The organism is Saccharothrix syringae (assembly GCF_009498035.1).
Lineage (GTDB): Bacteria > Actinomycetota > Actinomycetes > Mycobacteriales > Pseudonocardiaceae > Actinosynnema > Actinosynnema syringae.
In genome coordinates this window covers 5,925,672-5,943,593 of the sequence record NZ_CP034550.1, presented here as the reverse complement: position 1 = coordinate 5,943,593, position 17,922 = coordinate 5,925,672, and the positions used below count along the sequence as shown (strand labels likewise).

The 17,922-nt window shown below is 75.3% G+C and carries 17 protein-coding genes; 8 read left to right on the top strand and 9 right to left on the bottom strand.

All coding sequences use genetic code 11. The annotated features are described in order from the left end of the window. Positions 1 to 56: 56 nt before the first annotated feature. Complete coding sequence (locus EKG83_RS25535; protein ID WP_033434303.1) at positions 57 to 527, bottom strand: peroxiredoxin; 471 nt, start codon at positions 525 to 527, stop codon at positions 57 to 59. 38 nt (positions 528 to 565) lie between these two features. After that, a complete protein-coding gene (locus EKG83_RS25530) occupies positions 566 to 1,996 on the bottom strand; it encodes an MFS transporter (RefSeq protein ID WP_051766697.1) in 1,431 nt (476 codons plus the stop codon). A gap of 329 nt (positions 1,997 to 2,325) precedes the next feature. Here EKG83_RS25530 and EKG83_RS25525 point away from each other — a divergent pair, with 329 nt between their 5' ends. The 3 genes from EKG83_RS25525 to EKG83_RS25515 are packed head-to-tail and all read left to right on the top strand — an operon-like array spanning position 2,326 to position 7,216. After that, on the top strand, positions 2,326 to 3,234 hold the full coding sequence (locus EKG83_RS25525; protein ID WP_051766696.1) for an alpha/beta fold hydrolase: 909 nt from the start codon (positions 2,326 to 2,328) through the stop codon (positions 3,232 to 3,234). Beyond that, positions 3,231 to 4,496: an acyltransferase domain-containing protein gene (locus EKG83_RS25520; protein WP_033434302.1), complete on the top strand. Its 1,266-nt coding sequence runs from the start codon at positions 3,231 to 3,233 to the stop codon at positions 4,494 to 4,496. The genes EKG83_RS25525 and EKG83_RS25520 overlap by 4 nt, the downstream gene beginning before the upstream one ends. 26 nt (positions 4,497 to 4,522) lie before the next feature. Next, positions 4,523 to 7,216, top strand: coding sequence for an AMP-binding protein (locus EKG83_RS25515; protein ID WP_051766695.1), 2,694 nt, complete (start codon positions 4,523 to 4,525; stop codon positions 7,214 to 7,216). A gap of 166 nt (positions 7,217 to 7,382) precedes the next feature. On the opposite strand, the gene EKG83_RS25510 is transcribed toward EKG83_RS25515, so the two are convergent. The 7 genes from EKG83_RS25510 to EKG83_RS25480 form a co-directional block, all read right to left on the bottom strand. Beyond that, positions 7,383 to 8,030, bottom strand: coding sequence for a hypothetical protein (locus tag EKG83_RS25510; protein WP_033434301.1), 648 nt, complete (start codon positions 8,028 to 8,030; stop codon positions 7,383 to 7,385). 74 nt (positions 8,031 to 8,104) lie between these two features. Continuing rightward, a complete protein-coding gene (locus EKG83_RS25505; protein ID WP_033434300.1) occupies positions 8,105 to 9,502 on the bottom strand; it encodes an FAD-dependent oxidoreductase in 1,398 nt (465 codons plus the stop codon). Positions 9,503 to 9,510: 8 nt separating this feature from the next. Beyond that, positions 9,511 to 10,731 carry an MAB_1171c family putative transporter gene (locus EKG83_RS25500; RefSeq protein ID WP_033434299.1) on the bottom strand — a complete coding sequence of 407 codons (1,221 nt, stop codon included), beginning with the start codon at positions 10,729 to 10,731 and terminating at the stop codon, positions 9,511 to 9,513. Then, positions 10,724 to 11,278, bottom strand: a complete 555-nt coding sequence (locus EKG83_RS25495) for a M48 family metalloprotease (protein ID WP_051766694.1) — start codon at positions 11,276 to 11,278, stop codon at positions 10,724 to 10,726. The genes EKG83_RS25500 and EKG83_RS25495 overlap by 8 nt, the downstream gene beginning before the upstream one ends. Before the next feature lie 4 nt (positions 11,279 to 11,282). Beyond that, a complete protein-coding gene (locus EKG83_RS25490; RefSeq protein WP_051766693.1) occupies positions 11,283 to 12,008 on the bottom strand; it encodes a helix-turn-helix domain-containing protein in 726 nt (241 codons plus the stop codon). A 534-nt stretch (positions 12,009 to 12,542) separates the two neighbouring features. Beyond that, positions 12,543 to 12,920: a hypothetical protein gene (locus EKG83_RS25485; protein WP_153278375.1), complete on the bottom strand. Its 378-nt coding sequence runs from the start codon at positions 12,918 to 12,920 to the stop codon at positions 12,543 to 12,545. A gap of 152 nt (positions 12,921 to 13,072) precedes the next feature. Then, positions 13,073 to 13,441 (bottom strand): YciI family protein, encoded by a 369-nt coding sequence (locus tag EKG83_RS25480; RefSeq protein ID WP_033434298.1) that lies wholly within the window; start codon positions 13,439 to 13,441, stop codon positions 13,073 to 13,075. Between the two features lie 166 nt (positions 13,442 to 13,607). Here EKG83_RS25480 and EKG83_RS25475 point away from each other — a divergent pair, with 166 nt between their 5' ends. The 5 genes from EKG83_RS25475 (at position 13,608) to EKG83_RS25455 (ending at position 17,886) form a co-directional block, all read left to right on the top strand. Beyond that, complete coding sequence (locus EKG83_RS25475; RefSeq protein ID WP_051766692.1) at positions 13,608 to 14,939, top strand: M20/M25/M40 family metallo-hydrolase; 1,332 nt, start codon at positions 13,608 to 13,610, stop codon at positions 14,937 to 14,939. 514 nt (positions 14,940 to 15,453) lie between these two features. Next, positions 15,454 to 15,696 (top strand): hypothetical protein, encoded by a 243-nt coding sequence (locus EKG83_RS25470; RefSeq protein WP_153278374.1) that lies wholly within the window; start codon positions 15,454 to 15,456, stop codon positions 15,694 to 15,696. A gap of 26 nt (positions 15,697 to 15,722) precedes the next feature. Next, complete coding sequence (locus tag EKG83_RS25465; RefSeq protein ID WP_153278373.1) at positions 15,723 to 16,496, top strand: helix-turn-helix domain-containing protein; 774 nt, start codon at positions 15,723 to 15,725, stop codon at positions 16,494 to 16,496. Next, a complete protein-coding gene (locus EKG83_RS25460) occupies positions 16,493 to 17,533 on the top strand; it encodes a helix-turn-helix domain-containing protein (protein ID WP_033434294.1) in 1,041 nt (346 codons plus the stop codon). Before EKG83_RS25465 ends, EKG83_RS25460 begins: the two co-directional genes overlap by 4 nt. 161 nt (positions 17,534 to 17,694) lie before the next feature. Then, positions 17,695 to 17,886, top strand: a complete 192-nt coding sequence (locus EKG83_RS25455; protein WP_170191932.1) for a S1 RNA-binding domain-containing protein — start codon at positions 17,695 to 17,697, stop codon at positions 17,884 to 17,886. The last annotated feature ends 36 nt before the right edge of the window (positions 17,887 to 17,922 follow it).

Here is a 17,922-nt window from a genome sequence, read left to right as displayed (position 1 = left end):
GCGCCCGGGGATGGGAATACGAGGTCCCGGTGGCAATTGCCACCGGGACCTCGACTTCATGCGGCGGTGCGCAGCACCTCCAGCGCCTCGTTGGCGTGCGCCTCCATTTGCGTTTCGCTCTTGATGACGGCGATGATCCGCCGGTCGGTGCCGATGACGAACGTCCAGCGGCGGGTCCGCAGGGCGGCCAGCGGGCCGGGCAGCGCCACCTTGCGCCGCACCCCGAACACCCTGGCCACCGCACCGTCCGGATCGGACAGCAGCGGGTAGTCGAAGCCGTTGGCCTCGGCGAACTCCCGCTGCCGGTCGACCGCGTCGGCGCTGATCCCCACCCGCTGGGCGCCCACCTCGGCGAACTCGGCGGCCAGGTCGCGGAAGTGGCAGCTCTCCATGGTGCAGCCCCGGGTCATGGCCGCGGGGTAGAAGAAGAGGACCACGGGGCCGGCAGCGGTGAACTCCGAGAGTGACCGCTGCTGGCCCTTGTGGTCGTACAACGTGAAATCGGGAACGAGATCGCCCTTGTCCATGGGGCAATCATATTGCGCCACAAGGGGAGGAAGTCCCCCTATTTCGGTGAACGCGACAATTCCCCGGTGGCCGGCCGGTGCTTTCCGCCACCCGCGCGGGCCGGCAGGGCCGCGGCGGTCGCGGCGGCGAGCAGGGCGGCGGCCGCGCCGATGGCCATCGCCAGCCGGAAACCGGCCTGCGAGGGCGCGCCGCCGGTGGTCGTCCCGGCCAGCACGACCCCGGTCACCGCGCCCGCCAGGGACGTCCCGACCGCCCGCACCAGGCTGTTGAGGCTGTTCGCGGCCGCCGTCTCCGACACCGGCACGGCGGCCATCACCAGCGAGGGCATCGCGCCGTAGGCGAGCCCGACCCCGGCGCCGACGATCCCGGAGACCAGCAGCAACTGCCACACCGCCGACATCAGCGCGGTGCCCAGCAGGTAGCCGGCCGCGACCACGAGCGAGCCCAGCAGCAGCGCGGCCCTCGGGCCCCGGGCGGCCGTGACGCGGGCGGACAGCCCGGCCGCGGCCATCATGACCAGCCCGGACGGCGCCAGCACCAGGCCCGCGACCACCAGCGGCTGCCCCAGCCCGTAGCCGGTGTCGGTCGGCAGCTGGACCAGCTGCGGGACGACCAGCGAGACCGCGAACAGCGCGAAGCCCAGGGCGGTGGCGGCCACGTTGGTCAGCAGGACCTGGCGGCGCGCCGAGACCCGCAGGTCGACCAGCGGCCGCGCGACGCGCAGCTCCCACCACCCCCACGCCAGCAGCACCGCGGCGCCCGCGCCGGCCAGGCCGGTGGTGAGGCCGGCGGTCCAGCCCCAGTCGGCGCCCTTGGACACCGCCAGCAGCAGGCACACCAGGGCGCCGGCCAGCCCGAGCGCGCCGACCAGGTCGAACCGGCCGCCGCTGCGGGTGCCGGTCGCCGGCACCAGCCGGACCACCAGCACCGCGGTGACCAGGCCCAGGGCGCCGGCGATCCAGAACAGCAGGTGCCAGTCGGCGCGCTCGGCCAGCACGGTCGCGGCCGGCAGGCCCAGCGCGCCGCCCACCCCCAGCGACGCGCTCATCAGCGCGGTCGCCGAGCCCAGGCGCTCGGCGGGCACCTGGTCGCGCATGATGCCGATGCCCAGCGGGATCACCCCGGCCGACAGGCCCTGGAGCGCCCGCGCCACCAGCATCGGGGCCAGGCCGTCGCTGAGCGCGCCGACGAGGGAGCCGACGACCAGCAGCGCCAGGCTGACCAGCAGCATGCGGCGCTTGCCGTACATGTCGCCGAACCGGCCGACCACCGGCGTGGCGACCGCGCCGGCGAGCAGCGTCGCGGTGACCACCCACGCCACGTCGGCCGGCGACGCGCGCAGCAGGCCGGGTAACCGGGGGAGCAGGGGGATGACGATCGTCTGCGTCAGCGCGACGACGATGCCGCCCAGGGCGAGCACCGCGATGGCGGTGCCCGTGCGCGGGGGCGCGGTGGTGGCAGTGGGCATGTGGAGGTCTCCCGGGAGGGGCCGTGGTGAGGGGATCCGGCCGGACCGTCCACTTCGACCGGAGGCGGCGGCGTTGGCGCGCAAGGGTTCCGGGGAACGGGGGCCGACCCTCCGATCCTTCTCCTCCGCGACGGCCGCGACAACGCAAGATCGGGCAGACCTTCGGCGCGCCGCCCGACGCCTGAACCCCACTTTTGCGGGTCCTTCGCCGGCCGGCTCTACTCCACGTGTCGTGGCAGGGCCGTACGAGCTACGAACGCTCACCTCTTCAGCTTATCGACTACTCATACTTTCGGATTAATCCTGAAGGGGGATGGGAGGTGTCGCGCATGGTGGCCGAGCGCATCGAGATGTGCACCTACGAGGGATTCACCTACTCCTGCCGGGTGGTCGAGAACGCCGAGGCCCGCACCGAGCCGATCGTCCTCGTCGGCGGCGCCTACCAGGACATGTACGCCTTCCACCGGGTCGAGCGCCCGTGGCGGCGGGCGGCCACCCTGGTCGTCGTCGAACTCCCCGGCGTGGGCACCGCCGACGTGCTGCCCGCGTCCTACGGCTTCGACTTCCTGGGCCTCGCCCTCGGTCACCTGCTCGACCGGCTCGGCCTCGAACGGGTCAACCTCGTGGGGGTCTCGTACGGCTGCGCCGTCGCCTACCGCCACGCGCGGACCAACCCGACGGGCGTCGCCCGACTGGGCCTGTGCGGTTACAGCCCGTCCCTGCGCGCCGAGAGCGTCGCCCTGCTGCGCGCCATGGCCGACGCCCTGGAGTCCGACGAGCCCGACGAGTTCGCCCACCACGCCGCCCGGTTCCTCGTCCGCCAGGACCCGGCCGTGTTCGTGACCAACCGCGACGCCGTGCTGCGGGTGCTGGCCTACGTCCTCGGCGGCACCGCGCCCGAGCAGAGGCCCCGGTTCGCCGACGCCAGCCTCCGGATGATCAGGCACGCCCTGATCCCGCCCGGCCCGGTCACCGGTGTGCGCGCGTTGTGCTTCACCGGCGAGCACGACCAGCTCTGCCCGCCCGACCGGGGGCGCGAGGTGGCCGCGCGGTTCGACGACGCCTCCTTCGCCCTGCTCCGCGACGCCGACCACCTGTGCTTCCTGGAGCGCCCCGCCGACTTCGCCGACCTCGTCACGCGGTTCTGCACCGACCAGCCCCTCGACGACCTGCCCTACCTCACCCCCGTCGAGCGCCACGGCCGCCGGTGGGCCGCCGATCGGGAGGTGCGGTCGTGACACCGCGGCCGGAACTGCTCGCCGTCTCCGCGTCGACGCACCACGAGCTGGCCGAGGCGGTGGCCGCCTACCGCGTCCTGCTGCGCGGGGACGCGGACGGCGGCTCCTGGCGCGACACCGTGCGCACGGCCTGCCTGCGCGACCTCCGGCTGCCCGTGCGGATGTCCCTGGTCGCCCGGACCCGCGCCGAGGCGGCGGGGTACCTGGACGCGGCCGGTCCCCCCCGCGCGGGCGGGGTGCGCCTGGGCACGGCCGAACCGGGGCTGCGCCGCCGGGTGCTGTTCGTCTACAGCGGACTGGGGTCGGTGTGGCCGGGGATGGGGGTGGACCTGCTGGGCGAACCGGTCGCCGCCCGCGTGCTGAAGCGCTGCGCCGACCTCGTCGGCGACCGCGAGGGGTGGTCGCTGCTGGAGCAGCTCACGGCCGGGCCGGGCGCCTCCCGGCTGCACGACCCGCGCGTCGCGCAGCCCGCCCTGTTCGCCGTGCAGGCGGCGCTGACCCGGCTGTGGCGGTACTGGGGCGTCGAACCGGACCTGGTCGTGGGCACCAGCGTGGGCGAGATCGCGGCCGCGCACGCCGCCGCCGTCCTGACCCTGGAGGACGGCCTGCGGGTGGCGGTGCGCCGGGGCGAGGCGGTGGCCTCGGCGCGGGGCACCGGCTGCATGGTGACGGTGGGCCTGCCCGCGACCACGGTCGAGGTGCTGATCGACCCGGCGGAGCGGCTGTGGCCCGCGGTGTACCTGAGCCCGGCGCTGACGCTGGTCTCGGGCGACCGCGACGACGCCGCGGCCCTGGGCGAGCGGGTGCGCCAGTGCGGCGGGCAGTGGCAGGTGCGCCACCGCGACTACCCGCTGCACTCGCCCCTCATGCGGTCGGCGCGGGCCGCCCTGGCCGCCGCGGTCGAGGGCATCGCGGTCCACCCGCCGGACCGCCCGGTGTTCAGCACGCTGACCGGCGCGCCGGCGTCCTCCGGTGCCTACGGCCCCGACTACTGGGCCGAGACGCTGGTCAGCCCGGTCCGCGTCCAGGATGCCGTGCTGGCCGCCGCGGAGGCCGCGGGCGGCACGGTCACGGCGGTCGAGATCGGGCCCCGCGCGTCGATGACGCCCCCGGTGCAGGCGACCTACGCCGCGCACGGGGTGCGGGCGGCGGTCGTGCCGTCCATGGGCGTCCACCGCCCCGCGCGGCACACGTTGTTGCAGGCCGCCGCCCACCTCTACGTCCTGGGGCACGACCTGCACCACCACCGCCTGCACCGCTGAGCACGCGCCACGAACAGGGAGAACCCATGCGGCACACAGCACCCACGAAGGTTCCCCACGCCACCCTGCTGTCGCACCTGCTGACCCGGGCCGCGGCCGGCGACCCGGCGCGCGGGGTGCGCTTCTGCCTCGGCGACGACGTGCCCGCGGGCGCGTTCCACTCCTACGCCGCCCTCCACGACCAGGCGTCGCACCTGCTGGCCGCGCTGCGCGCACGGGGGTGCGCACCCGGCGCACCCGTCGCCCTGCTGCTGGAGGGGCCCGACGACTTCGTCCCGGCGTTCTGGGCCTGCGTGCTGGGCGGCATGCCGGTGTGCCCGCTCCCGCCACCGCGGGCCGACCCGCGCCACCGGGCCGGGCCCGGCCCGGTGGCCGCCCTGCTGGAGCACCCCGTCGTGGTGACGACCCGGGCGCTGCGCGAGCGGCTGCCGACCCCGCCCGGGGCGCGGGTGGTGGACCTGGGCGAACTGCGCGCCCATCCCCGGGGCGACGCACCGACCGGGCTCGCCGACCGCCCGGTCCGACCCGACGACACCGCCGTGCTCATGCCGACCTCCGGGTCGACCGGCGGGCCGAAAGCGGTCCGGCTCACCCACGCCAACCTGCTGGCCGCCACCCGGGCCCGCGTCCACGCGCTCGGCCTGCACGGCGGCGACGTCGCCCTCAACTGGGTCACCCACGACCACGTCGTGGCCCTGGAGATCCACCTGCTCGCCCTCGCCCTGGGCGTGTCGCAGGTGCTCACCGACCCGCGGACGGTCCTGCCCGACCCGGCGCGCCTGCTGCGGCTGGTGGACGCCCACCGGGTGAGCCTGACCTCGATCCCCAACTCCCTGCTCGGCGCCCTCAACCGCACCCCGCCGCACCGGCGGCTGGACCTGTCGTGCCTGCGCCGCGTGCTGTCCGGGGGCGAGGCCAACGCCGTGGGCACCGGCACCGCGTTCCTCGACCGCCTCGCACCCCACGGCCTGGACCCCGGCGCGCTGTGGCCCGCGTACGGGATGACCGAGACCTGCGCGGGGGTGCTGTTCAACGGGCGGTTCCCCGGCGGCGACCTCGGGCGCGACTTCGCGGCCGTCGGGCACCCGGTGCCCGGCGTGTCCGTCCGCGTCACCGACGACGCGGGCGCGGTGCTGCCCGCCGGCGGGACCGGCGAGCTCCAGCTCCGCGGCCCCGTGATCAGCCCCGGCTACCTCGGCGACCCGGCCGCGACGAGCGCCGCGTTCACCGCGGACGGCTGGCTGCGCACCGGTGACGTGGCCAGGGTCGACGACGGGCGGGTGCTGCTGGTCGGCCGCCGCAAGGACACCGTCATCGTCAACGGCGTCAACCACCACAGCCAGGAGATCGAGGCCGTGCTGGCGGAGCTGGTGCCCGGCGAGGTCGCCGCCTTCCCCACCCGCGAGCGCGGCGGCGACACCGAACGGCTCGTGATCGCCGTCGCCACGGCGACCCGCGACGACGCCCTGCTGACCGCCGTCCGGGACGCGGTGACCGCGCACTGGGGCTTCGCGCCGGCGCTGGTCCTGCCGCTGCCCGCGGACGCGTTCCCGAGGACCGGCTCGGGCAAGCTCCAGCGCTCCCTGATGCGCGAGCGCCTGGAGGCGGGAGCCTACGACGAGCACCGGGCCGCCGTGGAGGTGCCGCCGCGCCGGGGCGGGTCCCGGGGCCCGCGGGAGGCCGCGCTGGTCGGGATCGTCGCCGACCTGCTCGCCCGCGACCCCGCGACCGTCGACGCCGGCGACAACTTCTTCGACCTCGGCGGGACCTCGTTGCAGGTCCTGCGCCTCAAGCACCTCATCGGCCGGGCCACCGGCGCGCAAGTGCCCGCGTCCGCCATCTTCGCCGCGCCCACCCTGCGCGACCTGGCCGGGCGGCTCGCCGACAGCACCGCGACCGCGCCGCGCTACGACCCCGTCGTGACGCTCCAGCCCACCGGGGACGGCCCGCCCCTGTTCGCCGTGCACCCGGCCGGGGGTGACGTCCTGAGCTTCGCCGGCCTCGCCCAGCACTTCGCCGGCGACCGTCCTTTTTGTGCCTTGCAGGCCCGCGGGCTGGAAGCCGGTGAGGAGCCGTTCCGGAGCCTGGCCGAGATGGTCGACACCTACGTCGGGGCCATCCGCCGCCGGCAGCCGCGGGGACCGTACGTGATCCTCGGCTACTCCTTCGGCGCGCTGGTGGCCTTCGAGATCGCCAAGGCGTTGGAGGACGTGGCGTTCCTCGGCGTCATCGACCAGCCACCGGCCCTGCCCCCGCCGCTGGTCGACGCCGAGCACGACCGGGGCCTGTGCGCCCTGTTCCTCACCTGGGGGCTGGACCTGGTCACCGACGAGGAGGCCGACGAGCTGCTGGAGGAGCTGGTGGAGCTGCCACCGGAGAAGCAGTTGGCGCACGTCATGCGGATCGCGCCCGCGCACCGGCTGGCCGAGCTGGACCTCACCCCCGGGCAGTTCATCGCCTGGACGGAGGTGATGCACGTGGCGAACACCTTCCTGCGCGACTACCGCCCCACCGGCCGCGTCCGCTCGATGACCGTCTTCCACGTGGAGCCGCCCTCCGGTGCCGCGCAGTGGCTCCGGCACCTGAGGCGCTGGGACGCCCACGGTGCCGACCGCTACGTCAAGGTTCCCGGGAACCACTTCCAGGTCCTCGCCCCCGCGCACTCCCGCACCTTCCACCGGCTCCTGCGCGCCGAGCTGGTCCGCGCGGCGGCCGGGTGAGGTGCGGGAGCGACCGGGCGTTACCCGTTGCGCCGCAAGCGGGTCAGCATGCGGGCGGCGACGGCGGCGGTGAAGGCCGTCGCGGTGGGGGTGAGCGTCATGGTCTTGCCTTTCCGGGATTCCCGCGCGGAACCGGACCCGAAACCGCAGAACGCGGGTTCGGCGACTACCCCGCCACCACCGGGAACAGCGCGGTGACCGCCGCCGGCACCAGCGCGTAGACCGGGGCGACCGCGAACGCCACCACGGCGGCCACCGGCACGGCCATGAGCGCGTGCCGGGGGCGGCGCACCAGCAGCACGACCGCCACGACCACCAGCAGCGCGCCGATCACGAGCACTTCGCTGCCGGTGCCCCCGATGCCCCGGAGCATGCTCACGACACCACCCAGCAGGCCCGCGGAGAGCCCCGCCCACACCGAGGCGCGCCACGACGGGGGCCCCGACAGCGATGCGGTCGCGGCGACGGCCACGACGAGCAGGGCCTGCGCGGGGTAGACGATCAGGAACCCCGGCAGCACGTGCAGCAGGATCGCCGCCAACCCGAGGAACGCGCCGGCCTCGACCAGCAGGCCGACGGCACCGGCCACGGCCGGTCGCGGCGAGGCGGCGCGGCGCCCCACCACCACGGCGACGAACGCGATCCACAGCCCGCCGGCGGCACCGACGACGACCGGCTCGACGACGTGGCGCATCGGGAACACCGCGACGCCCAGCAGCACCGCGGCCGCCTCGACCACGGCCAGCGCGAGCCCCACCAGGATCCAGGGGACCGCCGCGTCGACCGACGACACCCGATAGGCCCTGACCACCATCACTGCCCCCCGCCCGCCGGATCGATCAACGCGACTTCAGGACGGCGGGGACGCGCCGAGGTTGCGTCACGAGGTCAGGAAGACCGGTCGCCGCGGGCCAGCACGGCCAGCTCGGCCGGCGTGAACGGCACGTCGGCGGGCGGCGGGTGGGCCGGGCCGCGCAGGACGCCGAGGACCGTGGCGGGGTGGAGCAGGCGGCTCAGCGGCGCGGAGAGGGTGTAGGTGTCGATCTGGGCCTTGGTGACCGACGGGCGGCCGGTGGCGGTGACGACCATGCGGTCCAGGTAGCGGTCCAGCAGGCGGGCGGCGCGGCCGCGGCGGGGGCCGGTGGTGGCCGGGTAGCGCTGGTCCTGCCCCACGGCCATGGCCCAGGCGTCGGCGGTCTCGGCGGCGAGGGCGCGCTGGAGGCGGTCGGCGTGGTCGGGGCCGTGCCGCTCCAGGTGGTCGCGCAGGGCGAGCGCCTGGCGGGCCAGCACGGTCATGCCGTGGCCGTAGACGGGGTTGAACGTGCAGGCCGCGTCACCCATGACGGCGAAGTTGACCGGCCACGGGGTCATCCGCTCGTAGCGCCGGTGGCGGTTGACGGTGGCGTGGAAGCCGTAGGGGCGGGTCAGGGGCTCGGCGGCGGAGATCAGGTCGGCGATGGCCGGGTGGCGCAGGCCGCGGGCGTAGGCGGTGAAGCCCTCGGGGGCCAGGTCGGCGGGCTCGCCACCCCTGGTGCCGCCCAGGCTGACGACCCACCGGCCGCCCTCGATCGGCAGCAGCACGCCGCCCCGGGCGACCCGGTCGGTCGTGGGGTCGCCCTGGATGTTCACGCCCGGGAAGCCCTCCGCGCCGGCCGGGGCGCGGTAGACGCGGGTGGCGTAGACCATGCCCGAGTCGACCAGGTCCTCGCGCACGGGCGGCAGGCCCAGGTCGGCCAGCCACCGGTCGGCGCGCGAGCCGCGGCCGGTGGCGTCGACCACGAGGTCGGCGGTGAGCTCGCGCTCGCCGCCGGTGCCGCGGTCGCGCACGCGCGCCCCGGTCACCCGGGCCCGGTCGCCGGACAGCCCGACCACGTCGGCGGCCTCGACCAGCTCGACCCGGTCGTCGGCCAGGACCCGCTCGCGCACGGTGCGGTCGAGCAGGGCGCGGCTGCACCCGATGAGGAACTGCATCTCCGCCAGGCGCGGCAGCCAGCCCGCCTGGGTGTGGGTCAGCAGCTGGTTGGGCAGGCCGAGGTGGCGGGCGCCGGCCGCGGTCAGGTCCCGGGTGACGCCGGGCAGCAGCTCCTCCAGGGCGCGGGCGCCCGCGGCCAGCAGGACGTGCGCGTGGCGGGCGTGCGGCACGCCCTTGCGGTGCGCGGCGCCGGGTTCGAAGCGGTCGCGCTCGACGACGGTGACCCGGTCCACGTGGCGGGCCAGCACCGAGGCGGCGAGGGTGCCCGCCAGGCCGGCTCCGAGGACCAGGGCACGGGTCGACTGCTGCGGCACGGGGTCTCCTATCCGGTGGGCGCGGGGGTGCAGGCCAGCACCTCGTCCACGACGGGGCTGGTGAAGGCCAGGGCGAGCAGCACCAGGCGGGTGCGTTCGCCGGCGAAGGCGTGCTCGGCCCCGACCGGGTCGTCCTGGTCGGGCACGGGGGTGTCGGCCGGCGCGGTGCCCAGGGCGCGGGCGCGCAGGGCGGAGCGGACCCGGGCGGCCTCGGTGACGGCGTCGACCTCGGCGGGGGACAGGTGCGGCGCGTGCCGCTCGACCGCCGCCCGCAGGTCCGGCACGCGGTGGCAGCGCAGCTGGTGCAGCCAGTCGTTGATCTCGATCACCCGCCAGAACAGCCGGTGCTCGGGGCTGAGCCGTTCGCGCAGCGTGCCGGGCGCGTGCAGCATCGCCGGGTCGACGGCGCGCAGCGCGGTCCACAGCGGCCGCAGGACCCGGTGGTCGCGCCGGGCGTCGCGGACGCGGACCAGGCGTTCCCGCAGGTGGGGCAGGCGCGGGCCCCAAGCGGCGATGCTGGCGCCGACGACCACCAGGGGCATGGACAGGGTGAGCGCGTCCGGCGCGGTCACCGCCCACGAGTCGAGGTCGGCGCCCAGCCAGCTGCCGAAGATGGCGACCAGGGTCATCGCGGAGTAGGCGGAGGCCACCAGGACGCCGACGGCGTTGATGCGCAGCCCGCGGCGCAGCCACGGCTGGTCCTCGGGCGCCCACAGCCAGCACAGCCGCACCACGTTGAGCAGGCCGAGCAGGAACGTGCCCTGGTGCAGCACCATCATCTCGCCGATGTACGGGGTGTCGGCGTAGGCGGCGGGGAAGTCGTCGTGGCGCTCCACCGGGGTCTCGCCCAGCGCGAACAGGACGACCATGGCGGCCAGGACCAGCGCGCAGACCGCCACGACCACGCGGGTGGTGCGCCACGCCCTGGCCGGCGGGTGGCGCCAGTAGAGCAGCATGGCCTGGTTGGTGGCCACGAACACCACGCCGAGGGCGTAGATCACCAGCACGGAGAGGTTGGGCACGCCGGTCAGGCGGTCCAGGCCGGTGCCGACGGTGGGTGCCAGGAGCAGGAACGCCGGGATCGCGGTCACGCACGACAGGCAGATCGGCAGCAGGGCGGGTCGGTGCTCGGGCGGGGCCTGGCGCCACGCTCGGGCCTTGTGCACCAGCAGGACCAGCACGCCCGCGGCGCTCACCGCGTACTGGAGGTCGGTGCCGGCGTCAGCCACGGTCGCCCCGCTCGGAGGAGTAGCCGAAGGCGTACCAGGCGCGGGTGGCCAGCTCGTCGCCGCCGGGTGGGGACGAGCCCTGCGGTGGTCGGCCGGCCCAGTCGATCAGCGCCCGGGTCAGCACGCCCGCGACCCGGTCGGCCTCGCGCTCGTCGCGGCGGGACAGGTCGGTGCGGCCGGCCAGGATCCGCAGCATCGCGGGGGACAGGTCCGGGTAGAGCAGGCGGCGCGCCTCCTCGGCGTCCAGCCGCGGCGGTGCGTGGCCGCACAGCATGTGCGCGATCTCGTGCAGCAGGATGAGCAGCCGGTGCACCCAGCTGCGCGCGGTGGTGACGATGACGACGTGGACGCCCTCCTCGGTCACCGCCCACAGCCCGCTGGTGCCGCTGTCGCCGAGGTCGTCGAACCGCAGGCGGATCTCGCGCTGGAGGCGCTGGGCCATGACCTGGCACAACCGCACGCAGACGGTCTCGGTGGTGGCCGATCTGTCGAGGTCGAGGTCGCGGATCAGTTCGTCGCGCAGTTCGCGCAGGTCCTTCGCCTTCATGCGGTCACCCCTTCGGGTCGTCGGCGGTCCGCTCCCGTTCGAGGACTTGGCGGACGGCGTCCTCGGCCGCGGCGTCCGGGTGCAGGGCGCGCAGCAGCGCCATCAGGATCCGGTTGCGCACGCCCGGTGGCGGCGGCTGCTCCGCGGTCCGCATGATGACGGTGTTGACGCCGAGCCGGTCCATCGCCAGCCGGGTCTCCAGCTGCTCGTCCACCCGGGCGGCCAGCTCGTCGTCGAAGAAGTACGCGGGCTCGGCGCCGAACGCCTCGGCCAGGCCGAGGATGTGCTTGAGCCTGGGGTTGTCGCTGGTGCCGGCGAGCAGTTCGCGGATGTAGTTGGCCGAGATGGAGCCGTACGGGCCGCCGCTGATCCGCGCCGCGACCTCCTCGGGCGAGAACGGGCCGCGGTTGATCGGGTAGACGGTGTTGAACAGGTGCTTGAGCGCGCCGCGGCGCCACGCCGGGCGTTCGCCGCCGCGCAGCTCGGACCGGCCGCCGACGAAGCAGGCCGGGTGCACGCCCAGCGCGTTGGCCAGACCTTCGAGGGTGCGGCAGGTCGGGTTGTCCTTGTCGCCGCGGCGCAGCTGCGAGATGTAGGTGTGCGTGATCTCCCCGCCGTCGGCGCGGATGCGCTCGGCCAGCTCGACGTTGGTGTAGCGCGGGCGGTCGCCGGGGCGCAGGCACAGCTCGTCGAGGACGGCGGCGAACGAGAACTGCTCCCCGGCGGTCATGGGCACCCCTGGACGAGTCGCGGCCGTTGCCCCGCGGCAACTACTTCCACTGCGAGTGGCACGGGGAAACCTACTCCACCACAGCAGTTGATTCCAAGGTGCACCCGCAGTAGTCTGCGGGTGCCTTTTCCACTGCTGTTGGGGGTGAGAACCACTGGCGTTCCAGCAGTGGAAGAGGCGGTATGGGGGGAACGGGTTCCGGGTGGCGCACCCGACCGCCTTCGGCCCTGCGGGGCGCGCCTCGATCCGATGGCGGCGCGCGCTGAGGGGAGCGCAGGGCTCCCGGGACCAACCGCCACCGCGGGTTCGCCGCGATCTGGGGGGACGCGGCGAACCCGCGGTGGCGGACGTTCCGGTGCGGGTCGGTGGTGGGTGACAGGCACGTGATATCGGGGCGGTGGATCCCGCTATCGCGACCTGTGCCTCATGGGGCGTGCTCGGCGCCGCCGCGAACCTGGGCGTGGTGTTCCTGGAGGCTTCCAAACGGGTCAAGGGCCGGCCCTGGGCTCGCCCCCTCGGGCCGGGCGGTGGCGTCTACGCTGCGTCGGGGCGCTCGCGCGGTTCGCCGACGAGTTCGCCGCCCGTCCGGCGCCCGCGCGCCTCGCCGCCCGCGCCGAGATCGAGGTGCCGGAGGTCCGCCACCTCCGCGTGGTGCTCGACATCCAGCGCCAGGCCCTTCTGGTCGACCTCGCCCAGGACCACGACCTCGCCGCCGAGGACCCGACGTTCGCCCAGCTCAAGTCGGTGACCTCGGCGCTCGACCGCGTCCTGGACGCGGTGCGCGACATGTCCGGCGCCGACCTGAGCAGGGCGGACCTGAGCCGCGTCCGCCTCGCCGGGGTGCGCTGGTCCACCGGCACCCGGTGGCCGGACGACCTGCGGGGATGGGTCGAGGCCCACTCCACCCCCCATCGCGCCCGACCTCTACGAGATCGACCACCACGAGAGCTCCGCCGACAAGACGACCGTCCGGCTCTGAAGGAGATCACCGCGATCGGCAACGCCTGTGACGATCCGGCCCGGGTCGACCACGTGCGGGCCCGGCCCGCACGTGGTCGATTCCCTCAGGCGCCGGGCGGCAGTTCGTCGAACTCGACGACCTGGCGGACCTCCACCTCGACCTCGTCGAACAGCTCGGCGTAGCTGCTCGCCAGCGCGACGGCCTCCTCCCGGTTCGCGGCGTTGATCAGCGCGAACCCGCCGATGACCTCCTTGGCCTCGGTGAACGGCCCGTCCGTGGCGGTGGCGGCCTTGCCGCTGTTCTTGCGGACCCGCGCGCCCCGCGCGGACGGGTGCACGCCCTCGGCCGTGATGAGGACGCCCCGCTCGGTCCAGTCCTGGATCATCGCGCCGATCTTCTCGACGAACTCCGGCGAGGGGTTCCACGCCTCCGGGCGGCTCTCGTCCAGTCGGTGCATCAGCAGGAAACGCATGGTCGCTCCACTTTCGTCCACGGGCCGTGGTCCGGTTGGTCCGGACGCCGTGACCGGCCCTCACCCCTGCGTCGAACGGCGGCGCGCCGGTTCGACACGGGTGGCGGAAATTCTTCCCGCGACGCCGGCGGGAGCCGACCGGCCGGGGCAGTGGTAGGAAGACCCGGTGAGCAACAGGGCAGATCAGGATGGGTTGCGGCGTGCGCAGGACGAGGTCGTGACGCTCGCCAGCGAGTTGATCAGGATCGACACGACCAACACCGGCGACCCCGCGACGGTCGTCGGGGAGCGGGCCGCCGCCGAGTGGGTGGCGGAGAAGCTGGCCGAGGTCGGCTACGAGACGACCTACGTCGAGTCGGGGGCGCCCGGCCGCGGCAACGTCGTCGTCAGGCTCGCCGGCGCGGACCCGGCGCGGGGCGCGCTGCTGGTGCACGGTCACCTGGACGTGGTGCCCGCGGACGCCTCCGAGTGGTCGGTCCACCCGTTCTCCGGCGCCGTCCAGGACGACTACGTCTGGGGTCGCGGCGCGGTCGACATGAAGGACATGTGCGCCATGGCGCTGGCCGTGGCCAGGCGGTTCAAGCGCGACGGGATCGTGCCGCCGCGCGACATCGTCTTCGCGTTCCTCGCCGACGAGGAGGCCGGCGGCCTGTACGGCGCCAAGTGGCTGGTGGACAACAGGCCCGAGCTGTTCGAGGGCGTCACCGAGGCGATCAGCGAGGTCGGCGGGTTCTCGATCACCCTCAAGGACGACGTCCGCGCCTACCTGGTGGAGACCGCGGAGAAGGGCATCCGCTGGCTCAAGCTGCGGGTCCGGGGCACCGCCGGCCACGGCTCGATGATCCACCACGACAACGCCGTGGCGAAGCTGGCGGCCGCCGTGACCAAGCTGGGGCAGCACCGGTTCCCGGTCGTGCTCACGCCCTCGGTGCGGGAGTTCCTGGCCGGCGTGTCGGAGATCACCGGGCTGGAGTTCCCCGAGGACGACGTCGAGGGCTCGATCGGCAAGCTGGGCGGCCTGTCCCGGATGATCGGGGCCACCCTGCGCGACACCGCCAACCCCACCATGCTGTCGGCCGGCTACAAGGCCAACGTCATCCCGTCGGTGGCCGAGGCCACGGTGGACTGCCGCATCCTGCCCGGCCGGGAGGAGGCGTTCGACCGGGAGGTGGCCGAACTGCTCGGGCCCGAGGTGGAACGCGAGTGGCTGGGGCTGCCGCCGGTGGAGACCACCTTCGACGGCGCGCTGGTCGACGCGATGGTCGCGTCGATCTCGGCCGAGGACCCCGGCGCCAAGGTGCTGCCCTACATGCTCTCCGGCGGCACCGACGCCAAGTCGTTCCAGCAGCTGGGCATCCGCAACTTCGGCTTCGCGCCGCTGCGGCTGCCCGCCGACCTCGACTTCTCGGCCCTGTTCCACGGCGTGGACGAGCGGGTGCCGGTGGAGGCGCTGAAGTTCGGCGTGCGGGTGCTCGACCGGTTCCTGCGCAACTCCTGACCGGGGCTCCCGGCCACGATCCCGACCGCGACCGGCCCGTCCGGCACCGAGGGGTGCCGGACGGGTCCGGCGGAAGCGGTGGCGGGTGCCGCGCCAACGGCGACCCGCCGGTCTCGCGCACGTGTCCGGGCCTGCGGACGGGCGGGCGTCGAGGTGGCGGACCGGGTCCCGGGCGGGACGCGGCCTGCGGGCCCCACGGTAGGGCCCGGCGGCGGTGGTGACCAGCGTCCGAGGACGCGGCCGGACGCCGAGAAGTTCATCCTGGCCGGTAGACGCCCTCCCACCTGCGGCGATGTCTCGGCACTTTGTCGTCCGCATCGTCCACCGGACGACCGGACGGGCCCGTCCGGGTGTGCCGGTCGGCCGACTCGGACCATCATGGCGGCACGGGATCCACCGCACGAGGTCTGCTCCGCGGCACCAGGGCCGGCGCCAACCGGCCGGGTGCCGCAGACCGGTCGGCGGGGAGCGCGTGTCCGGGCCGGGAGCGTGTCGAGATCGGGAGTGGATGATCATGATCGTGTCGTTGTCGGGCGGGGAGCCGCGCGCCGCGGTGTGCCTGCCGTTACCGGCGGTGCTCGTGCGCGCCGCGGTGTTCGTGTTCGTCTTCGTGTTCGTGCTGGTGCTGCTGCGGCGGGGCTACGACGTCCCGACCAGCCTGGGGCTGGTGTCCGGGCTGGTCGTGGTGGCCGTGTGGGCGGGGTACGGCGTGTCCCGGCCGCAGCGGGCGCTGCCGCTGGTCCACCTGGCCCGCTGACCGGGGCGGTGCGGGACGTGACCCGGATGTCCACCGAACGGGTCGGTGCGGGACGCCGGGCGCGTCCCGCACCGGAGGACCCGCAGCAGCAGGCGACCGTGCTCAGCGCCTGGTCGCCGCCGTCGGCCGCGCTGGCCGGGGCGCTCGCGGCCGGCACGCCCGCCGGGTTCCGCGTCGCCCTCGACGCGCTCCGGCGGGAGAAGGGGCTGACCTACGCCAGGCTGGAGCGCCGCGCCCGCGGGGTGCCCGGCATCTCGCGCAGCAGCGCGCACGCGATGCTCACCGGTCAGCGGGACCTCACCGCGCACCGCGTGTCGGCCCTGCTGCACCTGTGCGGGGTCCCCGCGCACGAGCGCGACCAGTGGCTGACCGGGTTGGCCCGGCTCCAGGCCCCGGAGCCGCCGGCGTCGGAGGAGCCGGTCGTCTACTCGTCGCCGCCACCGCCGCCACCGCCCGAGCCGGTGGCGGCGGCCGACGACGACCGGGGTGCGGACGCCGTCGAACCCGACCCGCCGCGCCCCCGGCGCGGGTCCGGCCGGGACGAGGTGCACGGGGGGCTGCCGCGACTGCTCGCGGCGCTCGCGCTCGCCCCGGCCGGTGCCATCGCCCTGGCCCGCTGGGGCGTGCCGGTGCCCGTGATGCTGGGGTGCTGCACCGCCGCGGCGGTCGGGATCGCGCTGTGGACGGTGGGCCGGACCGCCGAGGTCGACCGGCCGCACGTGCGCAAGGTCTGGTTGGACTCCGCCCCGTTCCCGGAGCCGCCCAGGGCCGCGCGGCCGGTGATCGGGGACGACCGGTGAGGGCCGGGAAGCCGCCCGGCGCGGCGAACGGGTACAGCCTCCAGGCCAGGGGCGTGCTCGACGCGTCCACCCCGCAGGAGTTCCTGGCCCTGCTCGACGCCCTGCGCCGGACCAGGAAGCTGTCCTACGCCCAGATCGGCGCGGCGGTGGGCAAGGGCATGTCGCGCAGCACCGCCCAGGCGATGATCAAGCGGGAGACCCTGCCGCCGCTGCCGCAGTTGCGGCTGTTCCTGCGGGGCTGCCGCGTGTCGGCCGAGGAGACGGCGCTGTGGGTCAACACCTGGCACCACCTGAACCGGACCGCACCGCCGGAACCGCCGCCGGCCGCGGGCGGGTCGCGGCGGGCGGGGGAGTGGGCCGCGCCGCCGCTGACCGGCCGCCCGATCCCCGACGACGGGTCGCCGCCGCCCCACCGGCCTGCTGCCGACGGTCGACCGCCCGCGTCGGCTGGTGGCGGCCGACCGCCGGCGTCGGCAGGTGGCGGCCGGTCGCCGGCGACGGCTGGTGATCGGACGCCGGCGTCGCCCGGTGGTGATCGGCTGTCTGCGTCGGCGGGTGGTGGTCGGTCGTCCGGTTCGGCCGGCGGCGGTCGGGTGTCCGCGTCGGCCGGTGGCGGTCGGCCGTCGCCGCCCGCCGGTTCGGGTGGCTCACCGGTGCCGCCCGGCCACCCGGCCGGCGAACCGGCCGCGCCGCGGGACGAACCCGGGCCGGTCCCCGGTGGGGCGCGATCCGGACCGTGGGAGACCACCTGGGTGGCCGAGGGCCTGCGGCCGTGGCCGCTGGTCCGCGCCCTGGCGGCCCTCGGCGCCCTGGTCGGGATGCTGACCGGCAGCGCCGTCGCCATGTGGCGCGCCGGCGTGCCCGCCGAGGTCATCCTCGCGGTCTACGGCGTGATCGCCGTCGGCATCACCTCGTGGGCCGCCGTCGCGCGCCACCACCGGGTCGAGTCGATCCGGCGCCGGACGCCCTACGAGGAGGACCCGGGGATCTTCCTGGACCCGATGCAGAAGGTGGCGCCACCCGTGATCGGCCGGTGACGCGTTCCGCGCCGTGCTGGTAGGTTCGGCGCCATGACTGCCGGGTCGGCCTCGCGCCGCGCACGGAACGGGTGCCCGGCCGCGGCTTGATCCGCGGCCCGCCCCCTCGTCACGACCGCAACCCCGCAAGCCGCGGCTCGTGACGAGAGGAGGTGGAACACGTGCTGCCCGATCGGGATGAGGTCTTCGTCGGAACCGTGGTGTCCAACGTGCCGTTCGGCTCGTTCGTCGAGCACCCCGGCGGCGCCCACGGCCTGCTGCACGGCGAGACCGCCGAGGTCGGCGCCCGGGTGAGGGTCCGGGTGCTCGAAGTCGACCCGGCCCGCGACCGCTTCAGCCTGGGCCTGGCCTGACCGCACGGGGACCGGGCCGACCCCGGTCCGGTCCCC

Excerpts from the sequence above, each read along its gene's own strand:
- EKG83_RS25535 (WP_033434303.1), bottom strand. The coding sequence starts at position 527 with ATGGACAAGGGCGATCTCGTTCCCGATTTCACGTTGTACGACCACAAG.
- EKG83_RS25470 (WP_153278374.1), top strand. The coding sequence starts at position 15,454 with ATGATCGTGTCGTTGTCGGGCGGGGAGCCGCGCGCCGCGGTGTGCCTG.
- EKG83_RS25510 (WP_033434301.1), bottom strand. The coding sequence starts at position 8,030 with ATGGTGGTCAGGGCCTATCGGGTGTCGTCGGTCGACGCGGCGGTCCCC.
- EKG83_RS25495 (WP_051766694.1), bottom strand. The coding sequence starts at position 11,278 with ATGAAGGCGAAGGACCTGCGCGAACTGCGCGACGAACTGATCCGCGAC.
- EKG83_RS25515 (WP_051766695.1), top strand. The coding sequence starts at position 4,523 with ATGCGGCACACAGCACCCACGAAGGTTCCCCACGCCACCCTGCTGTCG.
- EKG83_RS25525 (WP_051766696.1), top strand. The coding sequence starts at position 2,326 with ATGGTGGCCGAGCGCATCGAGATGTGCACCTACGAGGGATTCACCTAC.
- EKG83_RS25490 (WP_051766693.1), bottom strand. The coding sequence starts at position 12,008 with ATGACCGCCGGGGAGCAGTTCTCGTTCGCCGCCGTCCTCGACGAGCTG.
- EKG83_RS25480 (WP_033434298.1), bottom strand. The coding sequence starts at position 13,441 with ATGCGTTTCCTGCTGATGCACCGACTGGACGAGAGCCGCCCGGAGGCG.
- EKG83_RS25465 (WP_153278373.1), top strand. The coding sequence starts at position 15,723 with ATGTCCACCGAACGGGTCGGTGCGGGACGCCGGGCGCGTCCCGCACCG.
- EKG83_RS25485 (WP_153278375.1), bottom strand. The coding sequence starts at position 12,920 with ATGGGGGGTGGAGTGGGCCTCGACCCATCCCCGCAGGTCGTCCGGCCA.
- EKG83_RS25530 (WP_051766697.1), bottom strand. The coding sequence starts at position 1,996 with ATGCCCACTGCCACCACCGCGCCCCCGCGCACGGGCACCGCCATCGCG.